18 protein-coding genes and 1 tRNA gene are annotated in these 18,800 nt (G+C 54.6%); 9 read left to right on the top strand and 10 right to left on the bottom strand.

What is annotated here, in order from left to right:
• Positions 1-14 precede the first annotated feature (14 nt).
• Genes rsxB through OUO13_RS00475 form a run of 5 tightly spaced genes read left to right on the top strand, consistent with a single transcriptional unit; the run spans position 15 to position 5,599 of the window.
• Positions 15-623, top strand: a complete 609-nt coding sequence (gene rsxB, locus OUO13_RS00455; RefSeq protein WP_283171879.1) for an electron transport complex subunit RsxB — start codon at positions 15-17, stop codon at positions 621-623.
• The gene (gene rsxC / locus OUO13_RS00460; RefSeq protein ID WP_283171880.1) at positions 620-3,166 is read left to right on the top strand and encodes an electron transport complex subunit RsxC; all 2,547 of its coding nucleotides are present in this window, start codon (positions 620-622) and stop codon (positions 3,164-3,166) included. Before rsxB ends, rsxC begins: the two co-directional genes overlap by 4 nt.
• Before the next feature lie 2 nt (positions 3,167-3,168).
• Positions 3,169-4,218 (top strand): electron transport complex subunit RsxD, encoded by a 1,050-nt coding sequence (rsxD, locus tag OUO13_RS00465; protein ID WP_283171881.1) that lies wholly within the window; start codon positions 3,169-3,171, stop codon positions 4,216-4,218.
• Positions 4,218-4,880 carry an electron transport complex subunit RsxG gene (gene rsxG, locus OUO13_RS00470; protein WP_283171882.1) on the top strand — a complete coding sequence of 221 codons (663 nt, stop codon included), beginning with the start codon at positions 4,218-4,220 and terminating at the stop codon, positions 4,878-4,880. Before rsxD ends, rsxG begins: the two co-directional genes overlap by 1 nt.
• On the top strand, positions 4,880-5,599 hold the full coding sequence (locus OUO13_RS00475) for an electron transport complex subunit E (protein ID WP_283171883.1): 720 nt from the start codon (positions 4,880-4,882) through the stop codon (positions 5,597-5,599). The genes rsxG and OUO13_RS00475 overlap by 1 nt, the downstream gene beginning before the upstream one ends.
• A 102-nt stretch (positions 5,600-5,701) precedes the next feature.
• On the opposite strand, the gene OUO13_RS00480 is transcribed toward OUO13_RS00475, so the two are convergent.
• Positions 5,702-6,445: a TerC family protein gene (locus tag OUO13_RS00480; RefSeq protein ID WP_283171884.1), complete on the bottom strand. Its 744-nt coding sequence runs from the start codon at positions 6,443-6,445 to the stop codon at positions 5,702-5,704.
• A 208-nt stretch (positions 6,446-6,653) separates the two neighbouring features.
• Here OUO13_RS00480 and OUO13_RS00485 point away from each other — a divergent pair, with 208 nt between their 5' ends.
• From OUO13_RS00485 to lon, 3 genes are all read left to right on the top strand, one after another.
• A complete protein-coding gene (locus OUO13_RS00485; RefSeq protein ID WP_283171885.1) occupies positions 6,654-7,076 on the top strand; it encodes an acyl-CoA thioesterase in 423 nt (140 codons plus the stop codon).
• Positions 7,077-7,176: 100 nt separating this feature from the next.
• Positions 7,177-8,217, top strand: coding sequence for an oxygen-dependent tRNA uridine(34) hydroxylase TrhO (trhO, locus tag OUO13_RS00490; protein ID WP_283171886.1), 1,041 nt, complete (start codon positions 7,177-7,179; stop codon positions 8,215-8,217).
• Between the two features lie 106 nt (positions 8,218-8,323).
• Positions 8,324-10,732, top strand: coding sequence for an endopeptidase La (gene lon / locus OUO13_RS00495; RefSeq protein ID WP_283171887.1), 2,409 nt, complete (start codon positions 8,324-8,326; stop codon positions 10,730-10,732).
• 64 nt (positions 10,733-10,796) lie between these two features.
• On the opposite strand, the gene OUO13_RS00500 is transcribed toward lon, so the two are convergent.
• A complete protein-coding gene (locus OUO13_RS00500; protein ID WP_283171888.1) occupies positions 10,797-11,426 on the bottom strand; it encodes a hypothetical protein in 630 nt (209 codons plus the stop codon).
• 343 nt (positions 11,427-11,769) lie between these two features.
• On the opposite strand from OUO13_RS00500, the gene OUO13_RS00505 reads away from it, so the two are divergent.
• Positions 11,770-12,330, top strand: a complete 561-nt coding sequence (locus OUO13_RS00505; RefSeq protein WP_283171889.1) for a hypothetical protein — start codon at positions 11,770-11,772, stop codon at positions 12,328-12,330.
• A 142-nt stretch (positions 12,331-12,472) separates the two neighbouring features.
• Here the strand turns inward: OUO13_RS00505 and OUO13_RS00510 are convergent, their stop codons facing one another.
• The 8 genes from OUO13_RS00510 to rpmI form a co-directional block, all read right to left on the bottom strand.
• Positions 12,473-13,540: an OmpA family protein gene (locus tag OUO13_RS00510; protein ID WP_283171890.1), complete on the bottom strand. Its 1,068-nt coding sequence runs from the start codon at positions 13,538-13,540 to the stop codon at positions 12,473-12,475.
• Positions 13,541-13,837: 297 nt separating this feature from the next.
• A tRNA-Pro gene (locus OUO13_RS00515) sits at positions 13,838-13,914 on the bottom strand.
• Between the two features lie 73 nt (positions 13,915-13,987).
• Entirely contained in the window at positions 13,988-14,353 is a 366-nt protein-coding gene (locus OUO13_RS00520; RefSeq protein WP_283171891.1) for a MerR family transcriptional regulator, read from the bottom strand.
• On the bottom strand, positions 14,328-14,636 hold the full coding sequence (gene ihfA / locus OUO13_RS00525; RefSeq protein WP_283171892.1) for an integration host factor subunit alpha: 309 nt from the start codon (positions 14,634-14,636) through the stop codon (positions 14,328-14,330). The genes OUO13_RS00520 and ihfA overlap by 26 nt, the downstream gene beginning before the upstream one ends.
• Position 14,637: 1 nt before the next feature.
• Positions 14,638-17,013 carry a phenylalanine--tRNA ligase subunit beta gene (pheT, locus tag OUO13_RS00530; protein WP_283171893.1) on the bottom strand — a complete coding sequence of 792 codons (2,376 nt, stop codon included), beginning with the start codon at positions 17,011-17,013 and terminating at the stop codon, positions 14,638-14,640.
• Between the two features lie 28 nt (positions 17,014-17,041).
• Positions 17,042-18,046, bottom strand: a complete 1,005-nt coding sequence (gene pheS, locus OUO13_RS00535) for a phenylalanine--tRNA ligase subunit alpha (RefSeq protein ID WP_283171894.1) — start codon at positions 18,044-18,046, stop codon at positions 17,042-17,044.
• A gap of 156 nt (positions 18,047-18,202) precedes the next feature.
• Positions 18,203-18,556, bottom strand: coding sequence for a 50S ribosomal protein L20 (gene rplT, locus OUO13_RS00540; RefSeq protein WP_283171895.1), 354 nt, complete (start codon positions 18,554-18,556; stop codon positions 18,203-18,205).
• A 21-nt stretch (positions 18,557-18,577) separates the two neighbouring features.
• Positions 18,578-18,772 carry a 50S ribosomal protein L35 gene (gene rpmI / locus OUO13_RS00545; RefSeq protein ID WP_283171896.1) on the bottom strand — a complete coding sequence of 65 codons (195 nt, stop codon included), beginning with the start codon at positions 18,770-18,772 and terminating at the stop codon, positions 18,578-18,580.
• Positions 18,773-18,800: the final 28 nt, after the last annotated feature.

The following is an 18,800-nucleotide window of genomic DNA, read 5'->3' on the forward strand; positions in this document are numbered from 1 at the left end:
ACGAGATAGAACTCATGAGTACTGTTGTAATTGCCGTCTCTGTATTGGCTGTCCTCGCTCTGATTTTTGGCGCGGTTCTGGGCTTTGCCGCGGTGCGTTTCCGCGTTGAGGGCAACCCGATCGCCGATCAGGTTAACGCCCTGTTGCCACAAACCCAGTGTGGTCAGTGTGGCTATCCTGGCTGCAAACCCTATTCCGAAGCCATTGCCAATGGCGAAAAAATCAACAAGTGCCCTCCGGGCGGTGAAAGCACTATCCAGGCACTGGCTGACCTGCTGGGTGTAGAACCCGAGCCGCTGGATGCTGAGCACGGAGCTGAAAAAGCCGGTCCGATGGTTGCCTTTATTCGTGAAGCCGAATGTATCGGCTGCACCAAGTGTATTCAGGCTTGCCCGGTTGACGCGATTATTGGTGCCGCCAAACAGATGCACACCGTTGTCGCTGCCGAATGCACCGGTTGTGACCTGTGTGTTGAGCCGTGCCCGGTTGATTGCATTGAAATGCGCCCGGTTGAAACCAGCACCGCCAACTGGTTCTGGCAAGCGCCTCAGCAAGGCCCACAAATGATTGCGACCGACAGTCGTCCACATGCCGCCAATGACAACAAGGGCGAAGCCGCATGACCCACATGATTCAGCTGCACACTTTCCACGGCGGTATTCACCCGGCCGAGAACAAGTCACAGAGTAACGGTACCCCGATTCGCACAGCCCCGCTGGCCAGCGAGTTGGTGCTGCCATTCCAGCAGCACATTGGTGCTCCAGCGGCTCCTTGTGTTGAAGTCGGCGCACGCGTATTAAAAGGCCAGGTGATTGCCAATCCTCAGGGGTTTGTCAGCCTGCCGGTACATGCACCAACCTCCGGCATCGTGGTTGCCATCGAAAACCGCGCGATTCCGCACGTTTCCGGTCTGGAAGAACCTTGTATTGTGCTGCGCCCTGACGGCCAGGACGAATGGATCGCCCACCAGAGCCTGTGTGCTGAATTGGGTGTCGACGACATTACCGACATCGAGCCTGCACAACTGGTACACCAGATTCGTATGGCCGGTATTGCCGGTATGGGTGGTGCCGGTTTCCCATCTGCGGTCAAACTGTCGGTGAAACGGGATGAACAGGGACAAAGTCCGATCGACACCCTGATTCTGAACGGCGCCGAGTGTGAACCTTACATCACCTCCGATGACATGCTAATGCGTGAGCGTGCCGCTGAGGTGGTGCGAGGCGCCCAAATCCTGCTTTATATCCTCGGCGCCAAACGCTGTCTGATCGGTGTTGAAGACAACAAACCGGAAGCCATTGCGGCACTGAATGCAGCGCTGGTGCAACTGCACGAAGAACACCACATCGACGTGGTGAAAATTCCGACCAAATATCCATCCGGTGGCGAAAAGCAGCTGATCCGTATTCTGACTGGCCTTGAAGTGCCAAGTGGTGGCATTCCGGCACAGATTGGTATTGTTTGCCAAAACGTCGCATCTGCCGCTGCCGTGCACCGTGCAGTCGACATTGGCGAACCACTGATCAGCCGTATCACCACGGTTACCGGCGATGCCATCAAACACCCCGGCAACTGGGAAGTGGCCCTGGGTACCCCGGCCAGCCACCTGCTGCAACTGGCGGGTTATCAGCCACAGAAACAGCCGCGCGTGATTATGGGTGGTCCGATGATGGGCTTTACCCTGCCATCCGTAGACATGCCACTGGTGAAAACCAGCAACTGTCTGCTAGCGCCAACCGCCAAAGAGCTGCCACTCAACGATATGGCCATGGCCTGTATCCGTTGCGGCATGTGTACCGAAGCCTGTCCGGTGGAACTGCTGCCACAACAGCTGTACTGGTTCAGCCGCTCCGAAGAGTTCGACAAGGCCGAACAACACAACCTGTTCGACTGTATCGAATGTGGTGCCTGCTCTTACGTATGCCCAAGCCAGATTCCACTGGTGCAGTACTATCGCCACGCCAAGGGTTCGATTCGCGAAGAGCGTGCGGCCCAGAAAAAAGCCGAACAGGCACGTGAGCGCTTTGAACGTCGTCAGGCCCGTCAGGAGCGTGAAGCCGCTGAGAAAGAAGCCAAGCGTAAGGCGCGTGCCGAAGCGGCTGCCAACTCACAATCCGCCAAACCGGCACCTGCTGCAGCTCCGACAGTAGCAGCGTCTGCCAGTGCACCTGCGGCAGCAGCCACTTCGGAAACGCTGGAAAAACTGCAGAAACAACTGACAGCGACCCAGACTGCCATCGCCAAAACCAAAGAAAAGCTGGCGGAAGCGCAAGCTGCATTGGCCGCTGGTGATGAGTCACAGGCGACCAAAATTACGGCTCTGGAATCTGGCCTGGAAAAATCCCAGACCAAGATGAAAGATCTGGCCAAGGATATCGCCGCTGAGAAAAAAGCCCTGAAAGCAGCCCCTCCGGCAGCGGCTAGCACAGCAGAGGGCACCGATAAGGGCGATCCAAACAGCCCGGAGCGCCTGAAGCGCAAATGGGAAACGGCCCAGGGTCGTCTTGATGCCGCCCAGAGCCGTCTGGCGGAGGCCCGCGAACAGGGTCTGGATACCGTAGCAGCACTTGAAGAAGGCGTTCGCAAACAGCAAGAGCGTGTCGACGAAGCCAAAGCCGCATGGCAACAGGCTGAATCGGGTGCAGCCGCACCAGTTTCGACTGCCGTCGCGGTGACCGAAAGTGCCACCGATAAAGGTGATCCCAACAGCCCTGAACGCCTGAAGCGTAAATGGGAAACCGCTCAAGGTCGTCTGGATGCGGCTCAAAGCCGTCTGACCGAAGCACGGGAACAAGGTCTGGATACCGTTGCGGCACTGGAAGAAGGCGTTCGTAAACAGCAAGAACGTGTCAACGAAGCCAAAGCCGCCTGGGAACAGGCCTCAGGTGCACAACCAGCAGCCACTGATACCCCGGCAGCTACGGTTGCCGCGCTGGCACCAGCAGTGGCTCCGGCTGCCGCAGAAGCCGATATTGCCGCCTTGCGCAGCAAGGTTCTGGCCGCCCAGGACCGTGTCAACAAGGCCCAGGAACGCCTCGATATGGCACGCGAACAGAATCTGCCAACGGTAGATGCTCTGGCCAGTGGCGTTGCCAAACAACAGGAAAAACTCGACCAGCTGCAACAGCAGCTGGCAGCCGTTACGTCTACTGCAGGAACCCACTGATTATGGCGTTGTTAACCCTCACTTCTCCTCATGCCCATGGTCGCAACAGCACCAGCCGGGTAATGATGACCGTAACCCTGGCCACCGTGCCCGGGTTACTGGTAACCACCGCCCTGTTCGGCTTCGGTACTCTGGTCAACGTGGTACTGGCGGTTGTGGTCGCCATGCTGGCTGAAGCACTGGTACTGCGTATCCGTCAGCGTCCACTGGGCTTTTTCCTGAAAGATTACAGCGCCCTGCTGACTGGCGTGCTGCTGGGTCTGGCACTGCCTCCGCTGGCGCCATGGTGGGTAACCGTGGTGGCCACGGCGTTTGCCATCGTGTTTGGCAAACAACTGTACGGCGGCATGGGTAATAACCCGTTTAACCCGGCCATGCTGGGGTATGCGCTGGTACTGGTGTCATTCCCGGTGCAAATGACCACCAACTGGGCGGTATCATCACAAATGGCCGATCAGCCACTGGCTGGCCTGCTGGATGCCATCACCACTATCTTCTCCGGCTCCGGTGCTGACGCCTTTACCGGTGCCACGCCACTCGATACCTACAAACATCTGATCAGCAACTCTACCGCTGTGGAACTGCAGAAACTGCCAACCTTTAACGGCTGGATGGCCGGTGGCTGGGAATGGGTCAACATCGCCTATCTGGTAGGTGGTCTGTTCCTGGTATATCGCCGCATCATCACCTGGCACATTCCGGTAGCCATGCTGGCAGCCCTGTCCCTGTGTTCAATCGTTCTGGGCTGGGACCCGGACATGTACACCCCGGTCAGCCTGCATCTGTTCACCGGTGCCACCATGCTGGGTGCATTCTTTATTGCCACCGACCCGGTATCTGCGGCCACGACACCACGCGGCAAGCTGATTTATGGTGCCGGTGTTGGCATTCTGGTGTACGTCATCCGCACCTGGGGTGCGTATCCGGATGCGGTGGCGTTTGGTGTTCTGTTGATGAACCTCGCTGCGCCTTTTATTGATGCCTACACCCAGCCACGTACCTATGGTCATGAGAAAGCGCGTCGTGGCCTGACCAGCAAAGAGGCCCGTTAATGAACGAACTTCTGGTTTCCATTCGCCGCAACGCGGTTGGTCTGGGTCTGTTTGCCATTGTAACCGCAGGCGCCATTGCGGCCGCCCAGGTCGGCACCCATGACATGATCGATCACAACATGCGTATGGCTGAAGCCCGTGCGCTGAACGAAATTGTACCGGCCGACCAGTACAACAACGATCTGCTGAGCGATGTCATCACCATCGACAGCCAGTACAACCAGCAACTGCTGGGACCACTGCCGGAAGGCTCACAAATTCACATTGCCCGCAATGACGGTGTACCACGTACCCTGATCCTGCCGGTGGTTGCACCCGACGGTTACACCATGGAAATTGGTATGCTGGTAGGGGTTAACGTTGATGGCACCATCGCTGGCGTACGTGTAGTCAGCCACCGTGAAACACCGGGGCTGGGCGACCGTATCGAGTTGAAAAAATCCAAATGGATTCTGGCCTTTGATGGCAAGAGCCTTGGGAATCCCGGCGAAGATCAGTGGGGTGTTCGTAAGGATGGTGGTGTTTTTGACCAGTTCACCGGTGCCACCATTACCCCTCGCGCTGTAACCGGTGCGGTAAAACACGCTCTGATGTTCTTTGAAACGCACAAGCAGAAGCTGCTCGATGCCGCTGCTGCCCAACCTGCCGGAGGTCAATCCTGATGGCTAGCAAATCCCTGTCCGAGATTTCACTGGACGGTCTCTGGAAAAATAACCCGGCACTGGTTCAGCTGCTGGGTCTGTGCCCGCTGTTGGCAACCTCGGCTTCCGTAGTGAACGCATTGGGTCTGGGTCTGGCGACCCTGTCGGTACTGGTGGGCTCCAACTTTGCGGTATCCCTGATTCGTAACCACGTACCGGATGCCGTACGTCTGCCAGCGTTTGTGATGATCATCGCCTCGGTCGTGACCGTGGTTGAGCTGCTGATGCAGGCCTTCACCTATGAGCTGTACGAGATTCTGGGGATTTTTATCCCGCTGATCGTAACCAACTGCATTATTCTTGGCCGTGCGGACGCCTTTGCCTGCAAGAACGGCATCATACCATCCATGGTTGACGGTGCCACTATGGGCCTGGGCTTCACCTGCGTGCTGCTACTGCTGGGCGCGATCCGTGAAATCCTTGGCCAGGGCGTTATTTTCTCCGATATGCAGCTGCTGTTTGGTCCGGCTGCCGCCAGCTGGAAAATTGTGCTGTTCCATGACTACCCGAACTTCCTGTTCGCCATTCTGCCGCCGGGTGGTTTTATGGCGCTGGGTACCCTGATTGCCATCAAGAACATCATTGATGAGCGTCGCAAGGAAGCTGCCAAAGCAAAAGCGGTTCCGGTCGAAGTGACAACTGAATCCCGCCGTGCGCGTGTGACCGGCAAGATCAGCTGATCTTTGCCTGTTCCCAGGCCGCCTTACCGCACAAACAAAACAGCCAGCAATATGCTGGCTGTTTTGTTCTGGATTTTCAGACGTTACCAATACGGGACAATATCAAGGCTCGTTACGATTCAGACGAATCATCTCGCGAGCATGACGCTTGCGGATATGAATGTTAATCAGCTCAACCAGCACCGAGAACGCCATGGCGAAGTAGATGTACCCCTTCGGTACATGTACGTCCAGACCTTCCGCCATCAGGGTAAAGCCGACCAGAATCAGGAATGACAAGGCCAGCATCTTGATGCTCGGGTTGTCATCAACAAAGTCGCCAATTGGCTTGGCCGCAAACATCATCACGCCTACCGACGCCACCACAGCGATCACCATAATGGCCAGGTGATCCACCAGACCTACGGCGGTAATCACCGAGTCCAGCGAAAACACGATATCCAGAATCGCAATCTGCACCAGAATACCCAAGTAACTGGAAGCACCACCCTTCTGTTCTTCTTCACCCGGCAGTTCCAGACTGGCGTGAATTTCATGTGTGGATTTGGCCAACAGGAATAGACCACCACCAATCAGAATCACATCGCGTCCGGAAATTTCAGTTCCGAATACGGTAAACCAGGGTTCAACCAGTCCCATCACCCAGCTCAGGCTGGCCAGCAGCATCAAACGAGTCATCATCGCCAAACCGAGGCCCAGCTTACGCGCACTTTGACGTTGCTCTTCGGGTAAACGAGCAACAAGAATCGACAGAAAAATAATGTTATCGATACCCAGAACAATTTCCAGGACGATCAGGGTAGCCAGGGCCATCAAGGCTTCCGGGCTGGTAATCCACTCGAACATAGTGTCTCCACACGAGAGGGTTGTTACACCGTCAATTCCGGTGCCGCGCCACAGTATTCAGTCCCGAGGACAAGGTCAACTGGCACATATAGCCACGTTTTATACGGAAAACAGTGCTGACAGGTTATACAAATTCCGCTGCTTATATGCATCAGCAGCGGTATCATAGATACCTCAAACCCCCCCTTGATGCGGATTAGCAGCAGTCATGACAGAAAAAACCCGCGGTCGCCTGACCACCCGTACACTTGCCATGCCCAGCGATACCAACCCTGCCGGTGATATTTTCGGTGGCTGGGTACTGGCCCAGATGGACATTGCGGCCGGTATTTGTGCAGGCCAACGCGCTCAAGGCCGCGTGGTAACAGTAGCCGTCGACAGTATGAGTTTTATTCGCCCGGTAAAAGTCGGTGACATTCTGGGGATTTACACCGAAGTCGCCGAAACCGGTCGCACCTCCATGAAGATCCACGTCGAAGCCTGGGTGCGCCGTGGTCGTATCGGCCAGCGCGAAAAGGTGACCGAAGCCTTGTTCAAGTTCGTATCCATTGATGCCGATGGCAAACCGACACCGCTGCCAGAAGAGGAAGATCTGCCACTGTACGTTCGTAACGGCACCAACGAATTCTGATTCCCCCTCATGCCTCACGGGGGCATAATATGCCCCCTGTTTTTCACCCTGCAGCCAGAAACGGCTGCAGCGGTATTTTGTCCGACACCCGAGGTAAGTCATGTCCGAACAGCCGTCATCCAGCCAGCCACAGGCCTCTGGCCCGTATGTCGTGTGCGCTCTGTACCGTTTTGTCACTCTGGAAGACTACGAAGCACTGCGTCAGCCTCTGCTGGATACCCTGCTCGCCCTGAATATCAAAGGCACTCTGCTACTGGCTCGCGAAGGTATCAACGGTACCGTTGCCGGTACTCGTGAAGCCATCGACGCCATGCTGGCCTGGCTGCAAAAAGACAGCCGTCTGAGCGGTATCGACTTCAAGGAATCCTTTGACGAAGAAATGCCGTTTTACCGCACCAAGGTCAAACTCAAGAAAGAGATTGTGACCATGGGCGTAGAAGGCATAGACCCTCTGCAGGTAGTGGGCACTTACGTCAAACCAAAAGACTGGAACCAGCTGATCTCCGACCCGGAGGTTATTCTGGTCGATACCCGTAACGATTACGAAGTCGCCATTGGTACCTTCAAGGGTGCGGTTGACCCTAAAACCCGCACCTTCCGTGAATTCCCGGACTACGTCAAAACCCATCTGGACCCACAGAAACACCGCAAGGTGGCAATGTTCTGTACCGGTGGCATCCGCTGTGAAAAATCCACCGCATACCTGAAAGAACAGGGTTTCGATGAGGTGTATCATCTCGAAGGTGGCATCCTCAAATATCTGGAGGAAGTGCCGCAGGAAGAATCCATGTGGGAAGGTGAATGCTTCGTTTTTGATAACCGCGTCACCGTTGACCATCAGCTGCAGAAAGGCCACTACGAGCTGTGCCATGCCTGCCGTCGTCCACTGACCGAAGCCAGCAAGGCGTCACCCCACTACGAGCCGGGCATCAGCTGTGGTCAGTGTCATGACGAATTCACCGATGAGCAGCGCCGCCGCTTCCGTCAGCGTGAACAGCAGATGGCACTCGCCAAGGAACGTGGTGAAGCCCATATCGGCGACGAGCGTGCCGAATGGATTGCCCGTCGTCGTCAGGAAAAAGTCGATGCTCGTGAGCAGAACCGCCAGCGCAGCCTCGAAAAGCAGAAAAAGCAGGACTAACAGCTGTACAGCAACAGGCTGTCCCAAACGTTCAGCCTGTTCGCCCCGCCCTTGAAATCGGCTCTGGCTCCCCAACATATCCGCCAAGGTTATACAGGAGCCAGACATGTCCGATAGCAACGAACTCCCGGATCAGGAACACGAATTTATCAGCCGCGACGAGCCGGAAAGCCCGCTGGCGCTGGCCGATGAGGTTCTGCCCGACCGTCTGCATGTTCTGCCCGTTAGTGGTCGCCCGTTTTTTCCGGCCCAGGTGCAGCCCGTGATTGTTTCCCGCGAACAGTGGGAAGACACCATCAAACGCGTCAAAAACACCGAGCACAAACTACTGGGCCTGGCATGGGTTGCCGACCACAGTGACACCGCCAGCCCCGACCAGTTACCGCTGATTGGTTGTGTGGTGCGGATTCATAAGGTCACCATCGAAGGTGATCGGGTGCAGTTTATTGCACAGGGCATTCGCCGCTTCCGGGTGCTGGAATGGATCAGCCGTAAAACACCGTATCTGGCTCGCGTTCATTACCCGCGTCAGAGCAGCGATTTCACCGACGAAACCAAGGCCTACGCCATGGCGGTGATCAATGCCATCAAGGAGCTGGTCACCACCAATCCCCTGTATTCCGAAGAGCTCAAGCAGTATCTGAACCGCTTTAATCCGAACGATCCTTCGCCACTGGCGGACTTCGGTGCCGCGATCACCACTGCGGAAGCAGCCGTTCTTCAGGATGTTCTGGAAACCCTGCCAATCCAGAAGCGGATGGAAAAGGTGCTGGTACTGCTGAAGAAAGAAGTGGAAGTAGCGCGCCTGCAGGTTGAGATCAACAAGACCGTTAACGACAGCATCAGCAAACACCAGCGCGAGTTTTTCCTGAAGGAACAACTCAAAACCATCCAGAAAGAACTGGGGCTGGCCAAGGACGATAAAACCGCCGACATCGACGAGTTTGAACAACGTCTTGCCAGCAAACAGGTGCCAGCGGCGGTTCGCAAGCGCATCGACGAAGAGTTACGCAAATTCTCCATGCTGGAAACCGGCTCGGCGGAATTCAACGTCACCCGCAATTATCTGGACTGGGCGACCAGCGTGCCCTGGGGGAGTTTCTCGGTTGATTCGTTCGACCTGCGGAAAGCGCGCGACACCCTGGATGCACACCATGCCGGTCTTGATGACGTCAAAGAACGTATCCTCGAATTTCTGGCCGTAGGCACCTTCAAGAAGGAAATCTCCGGCTCCATCATGCTGCTGGTTGGCCCACCCGGGGTTGGTAAAACCTCGATCGGTCGTTCAGTTGCCGATGCACTCGGGCGTAAATTCTACCGTTTCAGCGTCGGCGGTATGCGCGATGAAGCCGAGATCAAAGGCCATCGCCGTACTTACATCGGCGCCATGCCCGGCAAACTGGTCCAGGCCCTGAAAGAAGTCGAGGTCGCCAACCCGGTGATCATGCTCGATGAAATCGACAAGATGGGTTCTTCGTACCAGGGCGATCCGGCATCAGCACTGCTGGAGGTGCTGGACCCGGAGCAAAATCGCGAATTCCTCGACCACTATCTGGATCTGCGTATTGATCTGTCGAAGGTGCTGTTTATCTGCACCGCTAACCAGCTCGACTCAATTCCCGGCCCACTACTCGACCGGATGGATACCATTCGCCTGTCTGGTTACATCGCTGAAGAAAAGCTGGCCATCGCCAAAACGCATCTGTGGCCACGGGTACTGGAACGCCACGGCCTGAAGAAATCCCAGGTCCGCATCAGTGACGCCACCCTGCGTACCATTATTGAAGGTTATGCGCGCGAATCCGGCGTCCGCCGTCTGGAAAAACTGCTGCAGAAAATCGCCCGCAAGGCGGTCGTCAAACTGCTGGAAAACCCGGAACAAGCGATCTCCGTCACCATCAAGGATCTTGATAACTATCTGGGCGCACCGGTTTTCCGGCCGGAGAAAATCATTCGCGGCACCGGTGTAGTGACCGGTCTGGCCTGGACGTCAATGGGCGGCACCACCCTGCCGGTCGAAGCCGCCGTGATTCATCATCAGAGCCGCGGTTTTAAACTCACCGGCAAACTGGGTGAGGTCATGCGGGAATCCGCCGAGATTGCCTACAGCTTCACGACAGCCAATGCCAGTCATTTTGGTGGCGACGAGGCCTTCTTCAACAACAGCTTTTTGCACTTGCACGTGCCCGAAGGTGCCACCCCCAAAGATGGCCCAAGTGCGGGGATCACCATCACCACTGCGTTGATGTCGCTGATGCTGGATCGCAAGATCAACCGCCCTCTCGCCATGACCGGCGAATTAACCCTCACCGGCCAGGTTCTGCCCGTGGGCGGTATTCGGGAGAAGGTTATTGCCGCCCGTCGCTCCCGCATCATGGAAGTGATTTTGCCGGAAGCCAACCGTCGCGACTTTGAAGATCTGCCAGAGCACATTCGCCAGGATATGACCGTGCATTTTGCCAGCCATTATCGGGATGTATTCAAAGTGGTATTTGAACCAGAGGAAGGGAAATAACAGACTGCTCAAGCACTCATCAGTCGCCGAGCAGGCTGCTGATGAGTGATTTCTGCAACATCGTTCAGGCGTGTGCCATCTGGCTAAGATGGCTGAACAAACGACGAATCAGGGTGATGTTTTTGTGTTCGCGACGGTGAGCCACAACAGGAGCCTCCGCACGATTAACGGTGTGAATCATACCGGCGTACTTACAAGCACTGTAAAACCGGAACACTTCCCGCTCTTCCATATCCAGAATGCGCGATGCCAATACCAGCGAGGTTGGACGACTACTTAACAGAGCCGCCAGGCGAACACCCTGCTTGCCTGCATTCAAGCGCGTGAGATTAGGCCATTGGCGCAACTGCACCACATCATCCCGACGACAGCCAGGCAACAGACCATCAACTGCCATGCCATACGCACAATTCCAGACCAGCTCCTCCAGAGGACGGCCACAATCCAAAACCCAACGGCGTAATTCCGGGTTATCTCCCATGGTTTTATGGCGGTAACCTGCAGGTAAAATCTTGCGAACCGACGCCGGCAAACTGCTGTCACGACGCGCATATAATCGCTCTTGCCCGAGAATAACCAGTTCATAATCGTTGGCGACCTGGAGCACCGCATCCAGCGCGTGTTCCTGACAAAATTGCAGCTGCTCAAGCAGCCAGCCATCAACATCCTGCGGGGTTTTGAAGGTTACTGACATAGTTACTCCTGTTGTTGTTTTTGTCGGACTGTACAACCAGATCAGTGAGGCCAGCATGAAACCCCCCATCGGTAGCGTCAATGCATGTCAGTATCGCTGGCGTGCAATGGCGCTTTGATACAACAAGAACTGCCGTACATCAGAACTACTATTGAACCCATTCCCACATTCTGATTGTGGTAATTATTCCAATGCCTGGCAGTTGTCGGAAACACAACGCGAGCTTTTTTACAGACACATGAAAATTATTATTACTTTCAGGGGGTTATAAAATCATCGCATCGGCACGATGTTTGAAACGATTCAGTCATGAGCCAGCGAATCCAAACAAGGAGACAACATCATGTTGCTGAACCACTACAACGCTTCAGACCTTCTGTTCTATACCAACTTTCTGGAAGAAACCAGCACACCCGGTTTGTGGGGTTATCGTGGTGACCTCGTATTAAAAGGTGGGGAAGCGGCCGATGAAAAAGGTCACACCCTGCCGCCACAAGCGGTGATGCGAGCCGCCGTTATTCTCGCCGATGACAAAATGAAAATGCTGATTGGTGGACTCGACGATATTCATAATCTGCCGGTACTGGTTGAAAAATATCAAAACGATTTCGCAGAAGGCATGAAATCCATGATATTCGTTGTGAATATCAATAATCCGGCACAGGTATTAATTGGCAGCACACTGTTTTATCTGATTCCATTGGTACAAGGTGTTCCATGGAATGAATGTATGGAAGAACTGGCACTGGAAAAAGGTGATTTCAAAGGCCAGTCGCCCGCCGACAAGCTGGTGACCATGTGGGAAAACCTGCAGCAATATAAACCCCGCTACACACTGAAAGAACTGGACGCCGTTCTTACCGATCTTTCGAGTGCCAAACGTGAAGTCTGGGGCGCCGTCTGAAACAGACGTCAGAGATAATCGGAACTGCCCGATCAGACTGGCAGCCAAATGGCCGAACAGCTGTTTGAAGCAGACCTTCAGGTTTCTGAGAGGTGTAAAAAAGCCACCGCAAGGGTGGCTTTTTTACGTCCGTCGAAACGGATTATTTGATCACGGTGAACTCAACGCGACGGTTTTCAGCACGACCAGCAGCGGTCATGTTGTCAGCGATTGGACGCTTCTCGCCGTAACCAACAGAGGACATACGGTTGGCAGCAACGCCTTTACCGAGCAGGTAAGTGCGCACAGAAGCAGCACGACGCTCGCTCAGAGCCTGGTTGGCGGCATCAGAACCCTGGCTGTCAGTGTGGGCGCTGATTTCTACTTTCAGTTCTGGGAACTTCAGCATTTCAGAACCAACGTTGTCCAGAATGGTGCGAGCGCCAGCCGTCAGGTTAGCACTGCCACTGTCGAAGTTAACACCTTTCAGGTTGCCTTCGAATACAGCACAGCCTTCTGCGTTAACCTTGGCACCCTTGATGGTGTCAGGACACTTGTCGTTGTCGTCGATCACGCCGTCACCATCGGTGTCAGCTGGAACCACCACTACTACTGGAGCAGGCTCAGGAACAACAACCGGAGCAGGTTCTTCAACCACTACAGGTGCAGCAACGGCAGTCTCAACCACTGGCGCTGGTTTGGCACCGAAACGGTAACCCAGTTCCAGCATAAACACGCCGTGTTCGTAGCTTTCGTCGGTCATTTCGTCAATACGAACTTCAGCGCGGCCAAACAGGCTTTCGCTTGAATCGAATTGCAGACCAGCACCGTACGCAAACAGGTGAGTGTCAGCATCAGCAGCGGTAGAGTTTGGAACGTTCAATTTTTCACGGCCCCAACCAGTGGTCAGGTATGGCTTAACCATATCGCCACCCAGGAAGTACAGGGCGTTCAGACGGTACTGTTCGATGTCAGGGCTGTTGTTGCCCTGCAGGCCAGTAGAGAAGTTACCAGCGGCTTCCAGTGCCAGGTCATCACTTACGAAATAACCCAGAGCAAATTCGCTCAGGGAAGAATCGCCAACGTGAGCGCCAGTTTCAGTTTTGAAACTTTCCTTGATTTCGTTATCAGACAGACCCAGACCAGTCGTAAAATAGGTAGTGCCTTGTTCAGCATTGGCTGCGGCAGCAGATACCATGGCAATAGCCAGAGCGATGTGTTTTACCTTCATGGTCACCCCCGTGTGAAGGACATTTGTAAATTGGCGTGCAGCTTAAGCATTTCCTGTTACGAATCAATCCCACCAGAAACTTTTTTTAAGCTTTCAGCTATTGACCGTAGACCAGATAAAATTCATGAGAAAATTGTCAATTTTAGTCAATAAAAACTGTTTGAAATTGTCTGAATATCAGACATTCGATATGCCAGATATAACATCAAAATATTAAAAAAACAGATACAGACCTAATCTCAAACAGATCGAAAAATATTTTCTCAGGATTGGAATAATTCAGAAGAGAGAGAGATTTGGTCGGGACGGCGGGATTCGAACTCGCGACCCCTTGCACCCCATGCAAGTGCGCTACCAGGCTGCGCTACGCCCCGACACACCAAACCGCATGAAACGATTCAGATTTCACGCATTATACTAAACGACCTAACCAATGGAAGTGGTTTTTTATTCAAGGCGCAATAACTGTTCCAGCTCGCGCAGATCATCCAGCATACTGCGAATCAGAGCCTTGTCGATTACAGCAGCATTGGTATTGGCTGACGCCCCCTCCTCCAGACGCTGACGAGCGCCAAGGATGGTGTAGCCTTCGCCGTACAGGAGGTTACGGATTTCTCGCACCAGCAACACGTCCTGACGCTGGTAATAACGACGATTACCACGACGCTTGACAGGGTTCAGCTGCGGAAACTCCTGCTCCCAATAACGCAGAACATGAGGTTTGACATCACACAGCTCGCTGACCTCGCCAATGGTGAAATACCGCTTGGCGGGGATCGGCGGGAGCTCATGATTGTGGCTGGGTTCCAGCATATGCTTCTACTCGAACCTTCAGCTTTTGACCGGGTTTGAAAGTAACTACCCGGCGAGCCGAGATCGGAATCTCCTCGCCGGTTTTCGGGTTGCGTCCTGGACGCTGGCGCTTGTCACGCAGATCAAAATTTCCGAAACCGGACAGTTTGACCTGCTCGTTGCGGCCAAGGCTATCGCGGATCTCATCAAAGAAGATATCCACCATATCCTTGGCTTCACGTTTGTTAAGACCAAGTTCTTCGAACAGTTTTTCAGCCAGTTCGGCTTTGGTCAAGGCGGCCATCTTACCCCCTCAGCGTAGCTCCCAGACTTGCATTCAGGTGAGACAGGACGGCTTCGACCGAACTGTTCACTTCGTCGTCAGTAAGAGTGCGTGAAGGATGTTGCCAGGTCAAGCCCAGGGCAAGACTTTTTCTTTCAGGATCAATGCCTTTGCCCATGTAGAGGTCAAACAATGTGAGGTCGGTCAGGTATTCCCCGGCCACCGCACGAATGCCACTCAGCACCTGTTCAACAGCCACATCCTGATGAACCACAATCGCCAGATCGCGACTCATTTCAGGGAAACGGGACAGCTCGGCAAAGGCAGGTACTGCCGCGTCCAGCAGGGTATCCAGATCCAGCTCAACCAGGTAAACCACCTGACGCAAACCCAGTTCTTTCTGCAGGGAAGGATGCAGAGCACCAATCCAGCCGAGAGTCTGGCCATTACGCTCCACACGAGCCGATTGACCCGGGTGCAGCGCTGGCAGACTGTCGACCACAAAGCGGAAACTTTCAGCAGCACCAGTGCGAGCCAACAGACTTTCCAGATCACCTTTGACGTCGAAGAAATCGACAGCCTGGGAAGTTTCAGCCCAGGAGGTCGCCATACGGTTGCCGGTAACCAGCATCGCCAGAGTCGGAATCTGTTTCAGGCCGTCAGCGGTCGGGATAAAACGCAGACCGGTTTCAAACAGACGCACACGGCTCTGCTGACGCTTGAGGTTGTAGTCAGCCGCTTCAACCAGACCCGCCCACAGACTGGTACGCATCACGGACATGTCTGAAGAAATCGGGTTCAGCAGGGCCAGACCGTCACGCTCAGGATCGATCAGCTTCTGGATTTGCGGGCTGACAAAGCTGTAGGTGATGGCTTCGTGGTAACCACGAGCAACCAGCTGACGACGTACATCGGATACGGTCAGACGGTTTTCAGCTACACGCGCCAGCGGCGTTGGAGCTGCCGGAGTACGTACTGGCAGACGGTTGTAACCGTAAATACGCGCCAGTTCTTCAATCAGGTCAGACTCAATGGCCATGTCGAAGCGGTAGCTTGGCGCTACGGCTTGCCAGCCTTCAGCCGTTACAGAAACCTGCATACCCAGACGGGTCAGGATTTCCACAACATCATCATCCGCCAGGCTCAGACCCAGCATCATGTCCAGACGACTACGACGCAGATCGATCACAGCCGCTTTTGGCAGATGCTCGGCACTCGCCACTTCCACCACAGGACCCGCTTCACCACCACAGATTTCAATAATCAGGGCAGTTGCGCGCTCCATTGCGGTACGCGCCAGTTCAGGATCGACACCACGCTCAAAACGATGAGAGGAATCGGTGTGCAGGCCGTAGGAACGAGCCTTGCCAGCAACACTGATCGGATTGAAGAATGCAGCTTCCAGCAGCAGGTCGGTGGTTTCAGCATTCACACCGGAATGCTCACCCCCCATAACACCCGCCATCGCCAGTGCCTTGCCATGGTCAGCAATCACCAGAGTTTCCGGAGTCAGGCTGATTTCTTCGCCATTCAGCAGAGTCAGTTTTTCGTCGGCAGCAGCCATACGAACACGGATACCGCCTTCGATACGAGCCAGGTCAAATGCGTGCATTGGCTGACCCAGTTCCAGCAGGATGTAGTTGGTAACATCCACAACCGGATCAATGGAGCGAATACCGCTACGACGCAGCTTTTCAACCATCCACATTGGGGTAACGGCATTTACCTTAACACCACGAACGATACGGCCTACGTAACGTGGGCAGGCGTCAGAGGCCAATACTTCAATGGCTGGTACATCACCGATAACAGGCGCTACCGGCTCAATCACCGGGCCCTGTACAGCAACACGGTTCAGCACACCCACTTCGCGTGCCAGACCGGCAATGCTCAGGCAGTCGCCACGGTTTGGCGTCAGATCCACATCAACGATGGTGTCATCCAGGCCCATCCAGGCACGGAAATCTTCACCAACCGGAGCAGATTCTGGCAGTTCCATCAGGCCATCAGAGCTTTCAGCCAGACCCAGTTCAGCTTCCGCACACAGCATGCCGAACGACTCGACACCGCGCAGCTTGGCTTTCTTGATCTTGAAATCGCCCGGCAGCACCGCGCCGATTTTGGCCATTGGAATTTTCAGACCTTCACGCACGTTGGCAGCGCCACACACGATCTGGAACGTTTCGGTGCCGTCAGTCACTTGGCACAGGCTCAGCTTGTCGGCATCCGGGTGTTGTTCACGTTTGACGACCTGACCCACCACTACGCCGCTGAACTCGCCAGCAACGGCTTCGGTGCTGTCTACTTCCAGACCCGCCATGGTGATCTGGTCAACCAGTTCCTGGGTGCTGATGACAGGCTTGACCCACTCACGCAACCACTGTTCACTGAATTTCATCTTCTTACCCTTGTTCTGTGGTTGTCGATTAGCGGAATTGCTGCAGGAAACGCAGGTCGTTCTCGAAGAACAGACGCAGGTCGTTTACGCCGTAACGCAGCATGGCCAGACGCTCAACGCCCATACCAAATGCAAAACCGCTGTACTGGTCAGGATCAATACCTACGTGTTTGAACACGTTCGGGTGAACCATGCCGCAACCACCCACTTCCAGCCAACGACGCTTGGTACCTTCCGGGGTTTCGATCACCCATTCGATATCAATTTCAGCAGACGGCTCGGTGAACGGGAAATAAGAAGGACGCAGACGCACGACCAGCTCTTTCTCGAAGAAAGTGCTCAGGAACTGCTGGATGCAGCCTTTCAGATCGGCAAAGCCGATATTCTTGTCGACCAGCAGACCTTCCACCTGGTGAAACATCGGGGAGTGGGTCTGGTCGGAGTCACAACGGTATACACGACCCGGGCAAATAATGCGGATCGGCGGTTCCTGTGACTTCATGGTACGCACCTGCACTGGTGACGTGTGAGTACGCAGCAGTGTAGAAGCATCAAAATAGAAGGTGTCGTGCATGGCACGAGCAGGATGGTGCGATGGAATGTTGAGCGCTTCGAAGTTGTGGAAGTCATCTTCCACTTCAGGGCCTTCCGCTACGGAGTAACCTGCGTTACGGAAAATGGTTTCGATACGTTCAAGAGTACGGGTTACCGGATGCAGACTACCTTCCTGAACCGCACGGCCAGGCAAGGTCACGTCAACGCGCTCTGCCGCCAGACGGGCGTTCAGTGCTGCTGCTTCCAGTTCTTCCTTGCGGGCGTTCAGCGCATCCTGGACCTGATCCCGGGCTTCGTTGATCACTGCACCGATTTTCGGGCGGTCTTCAGGGGCAACATTGCCAAGGTTTTTCATCAGGGAAGAAATTTCCCCTTTTTTACCCAGAAACTGCACGCGCACCTGGTCCAGCGCAGCTACATCCTGCGCTTCAGTAATGGCGGCCAGGGCTTGCCGGGTCAGGGCCTCAAGGTTTTCCATCGCTGGTTTCCATCGTTGACTAGAATTTCGACAAAAAAATAGGGGAATCGCCAAGGCTCATCCCCTATTTCGTAGGTATTACCGGTAAACCGGTTACACCGGATTCGGATCAGTTGCAGTAACTGGCAAGCCGGTTACTGCAGGATTCCGTTGAAATTACAGGCAGGACTTGGCTTTTTCAACCAGAGCCGCAAACGCTGCTTTTTCGTTTACTGCCAGATCAGCCAGCACCTTACGGTCGATTTCAACAGCGGCTTTTTTCAGGCCGTTGATGAACTTGCTGTAAGACAGACCGTTCAGACGAGCACCGGCGTTGATACGCGCGATCCACAGTTGACGGAACTGACGCTTGCGCTGACGACGGTCACGGTAAGCGTACTGACCGGCTTTGATAACAGCCTGCTTGGCAACACGGAATACACGGGAACGAGCACCGTAGTAACCTTTAGCCAGCTTCAGAATTTTCTTGTGACGACGACGAGCGATGACACCACGTTTTACACGAGCCATTATTTATCTCCTGATCTGAACTTAAAGGTTAGGCAGCATGCGTGCTACAGATGCAACATCGCGCGCGTTAACCAGAACACTGCCGCGCAGATGACGCTTACGCTTGGTGCTCTTTTTGGTCAGGATGTGGCTGCGGAAAGCTTTACGGTGTTTGAAGCCGTTGGCAGTCTTTTTGAAGCGCTTGGCAGCGCCACTCTTGGTTTTGATTTTTGGCATTTGGGTACTCCAATCTATATTGGCGCGT

The organism is Parathalassolituus penaei, from assembly GCF_026626885.1.
GTDB lineage: Bacteria > Pseudomonadota > Gammaproteobacteria > Pseudomonadales > Oceanobacteraceae > Oceanobacter > Oceanobacter penaei.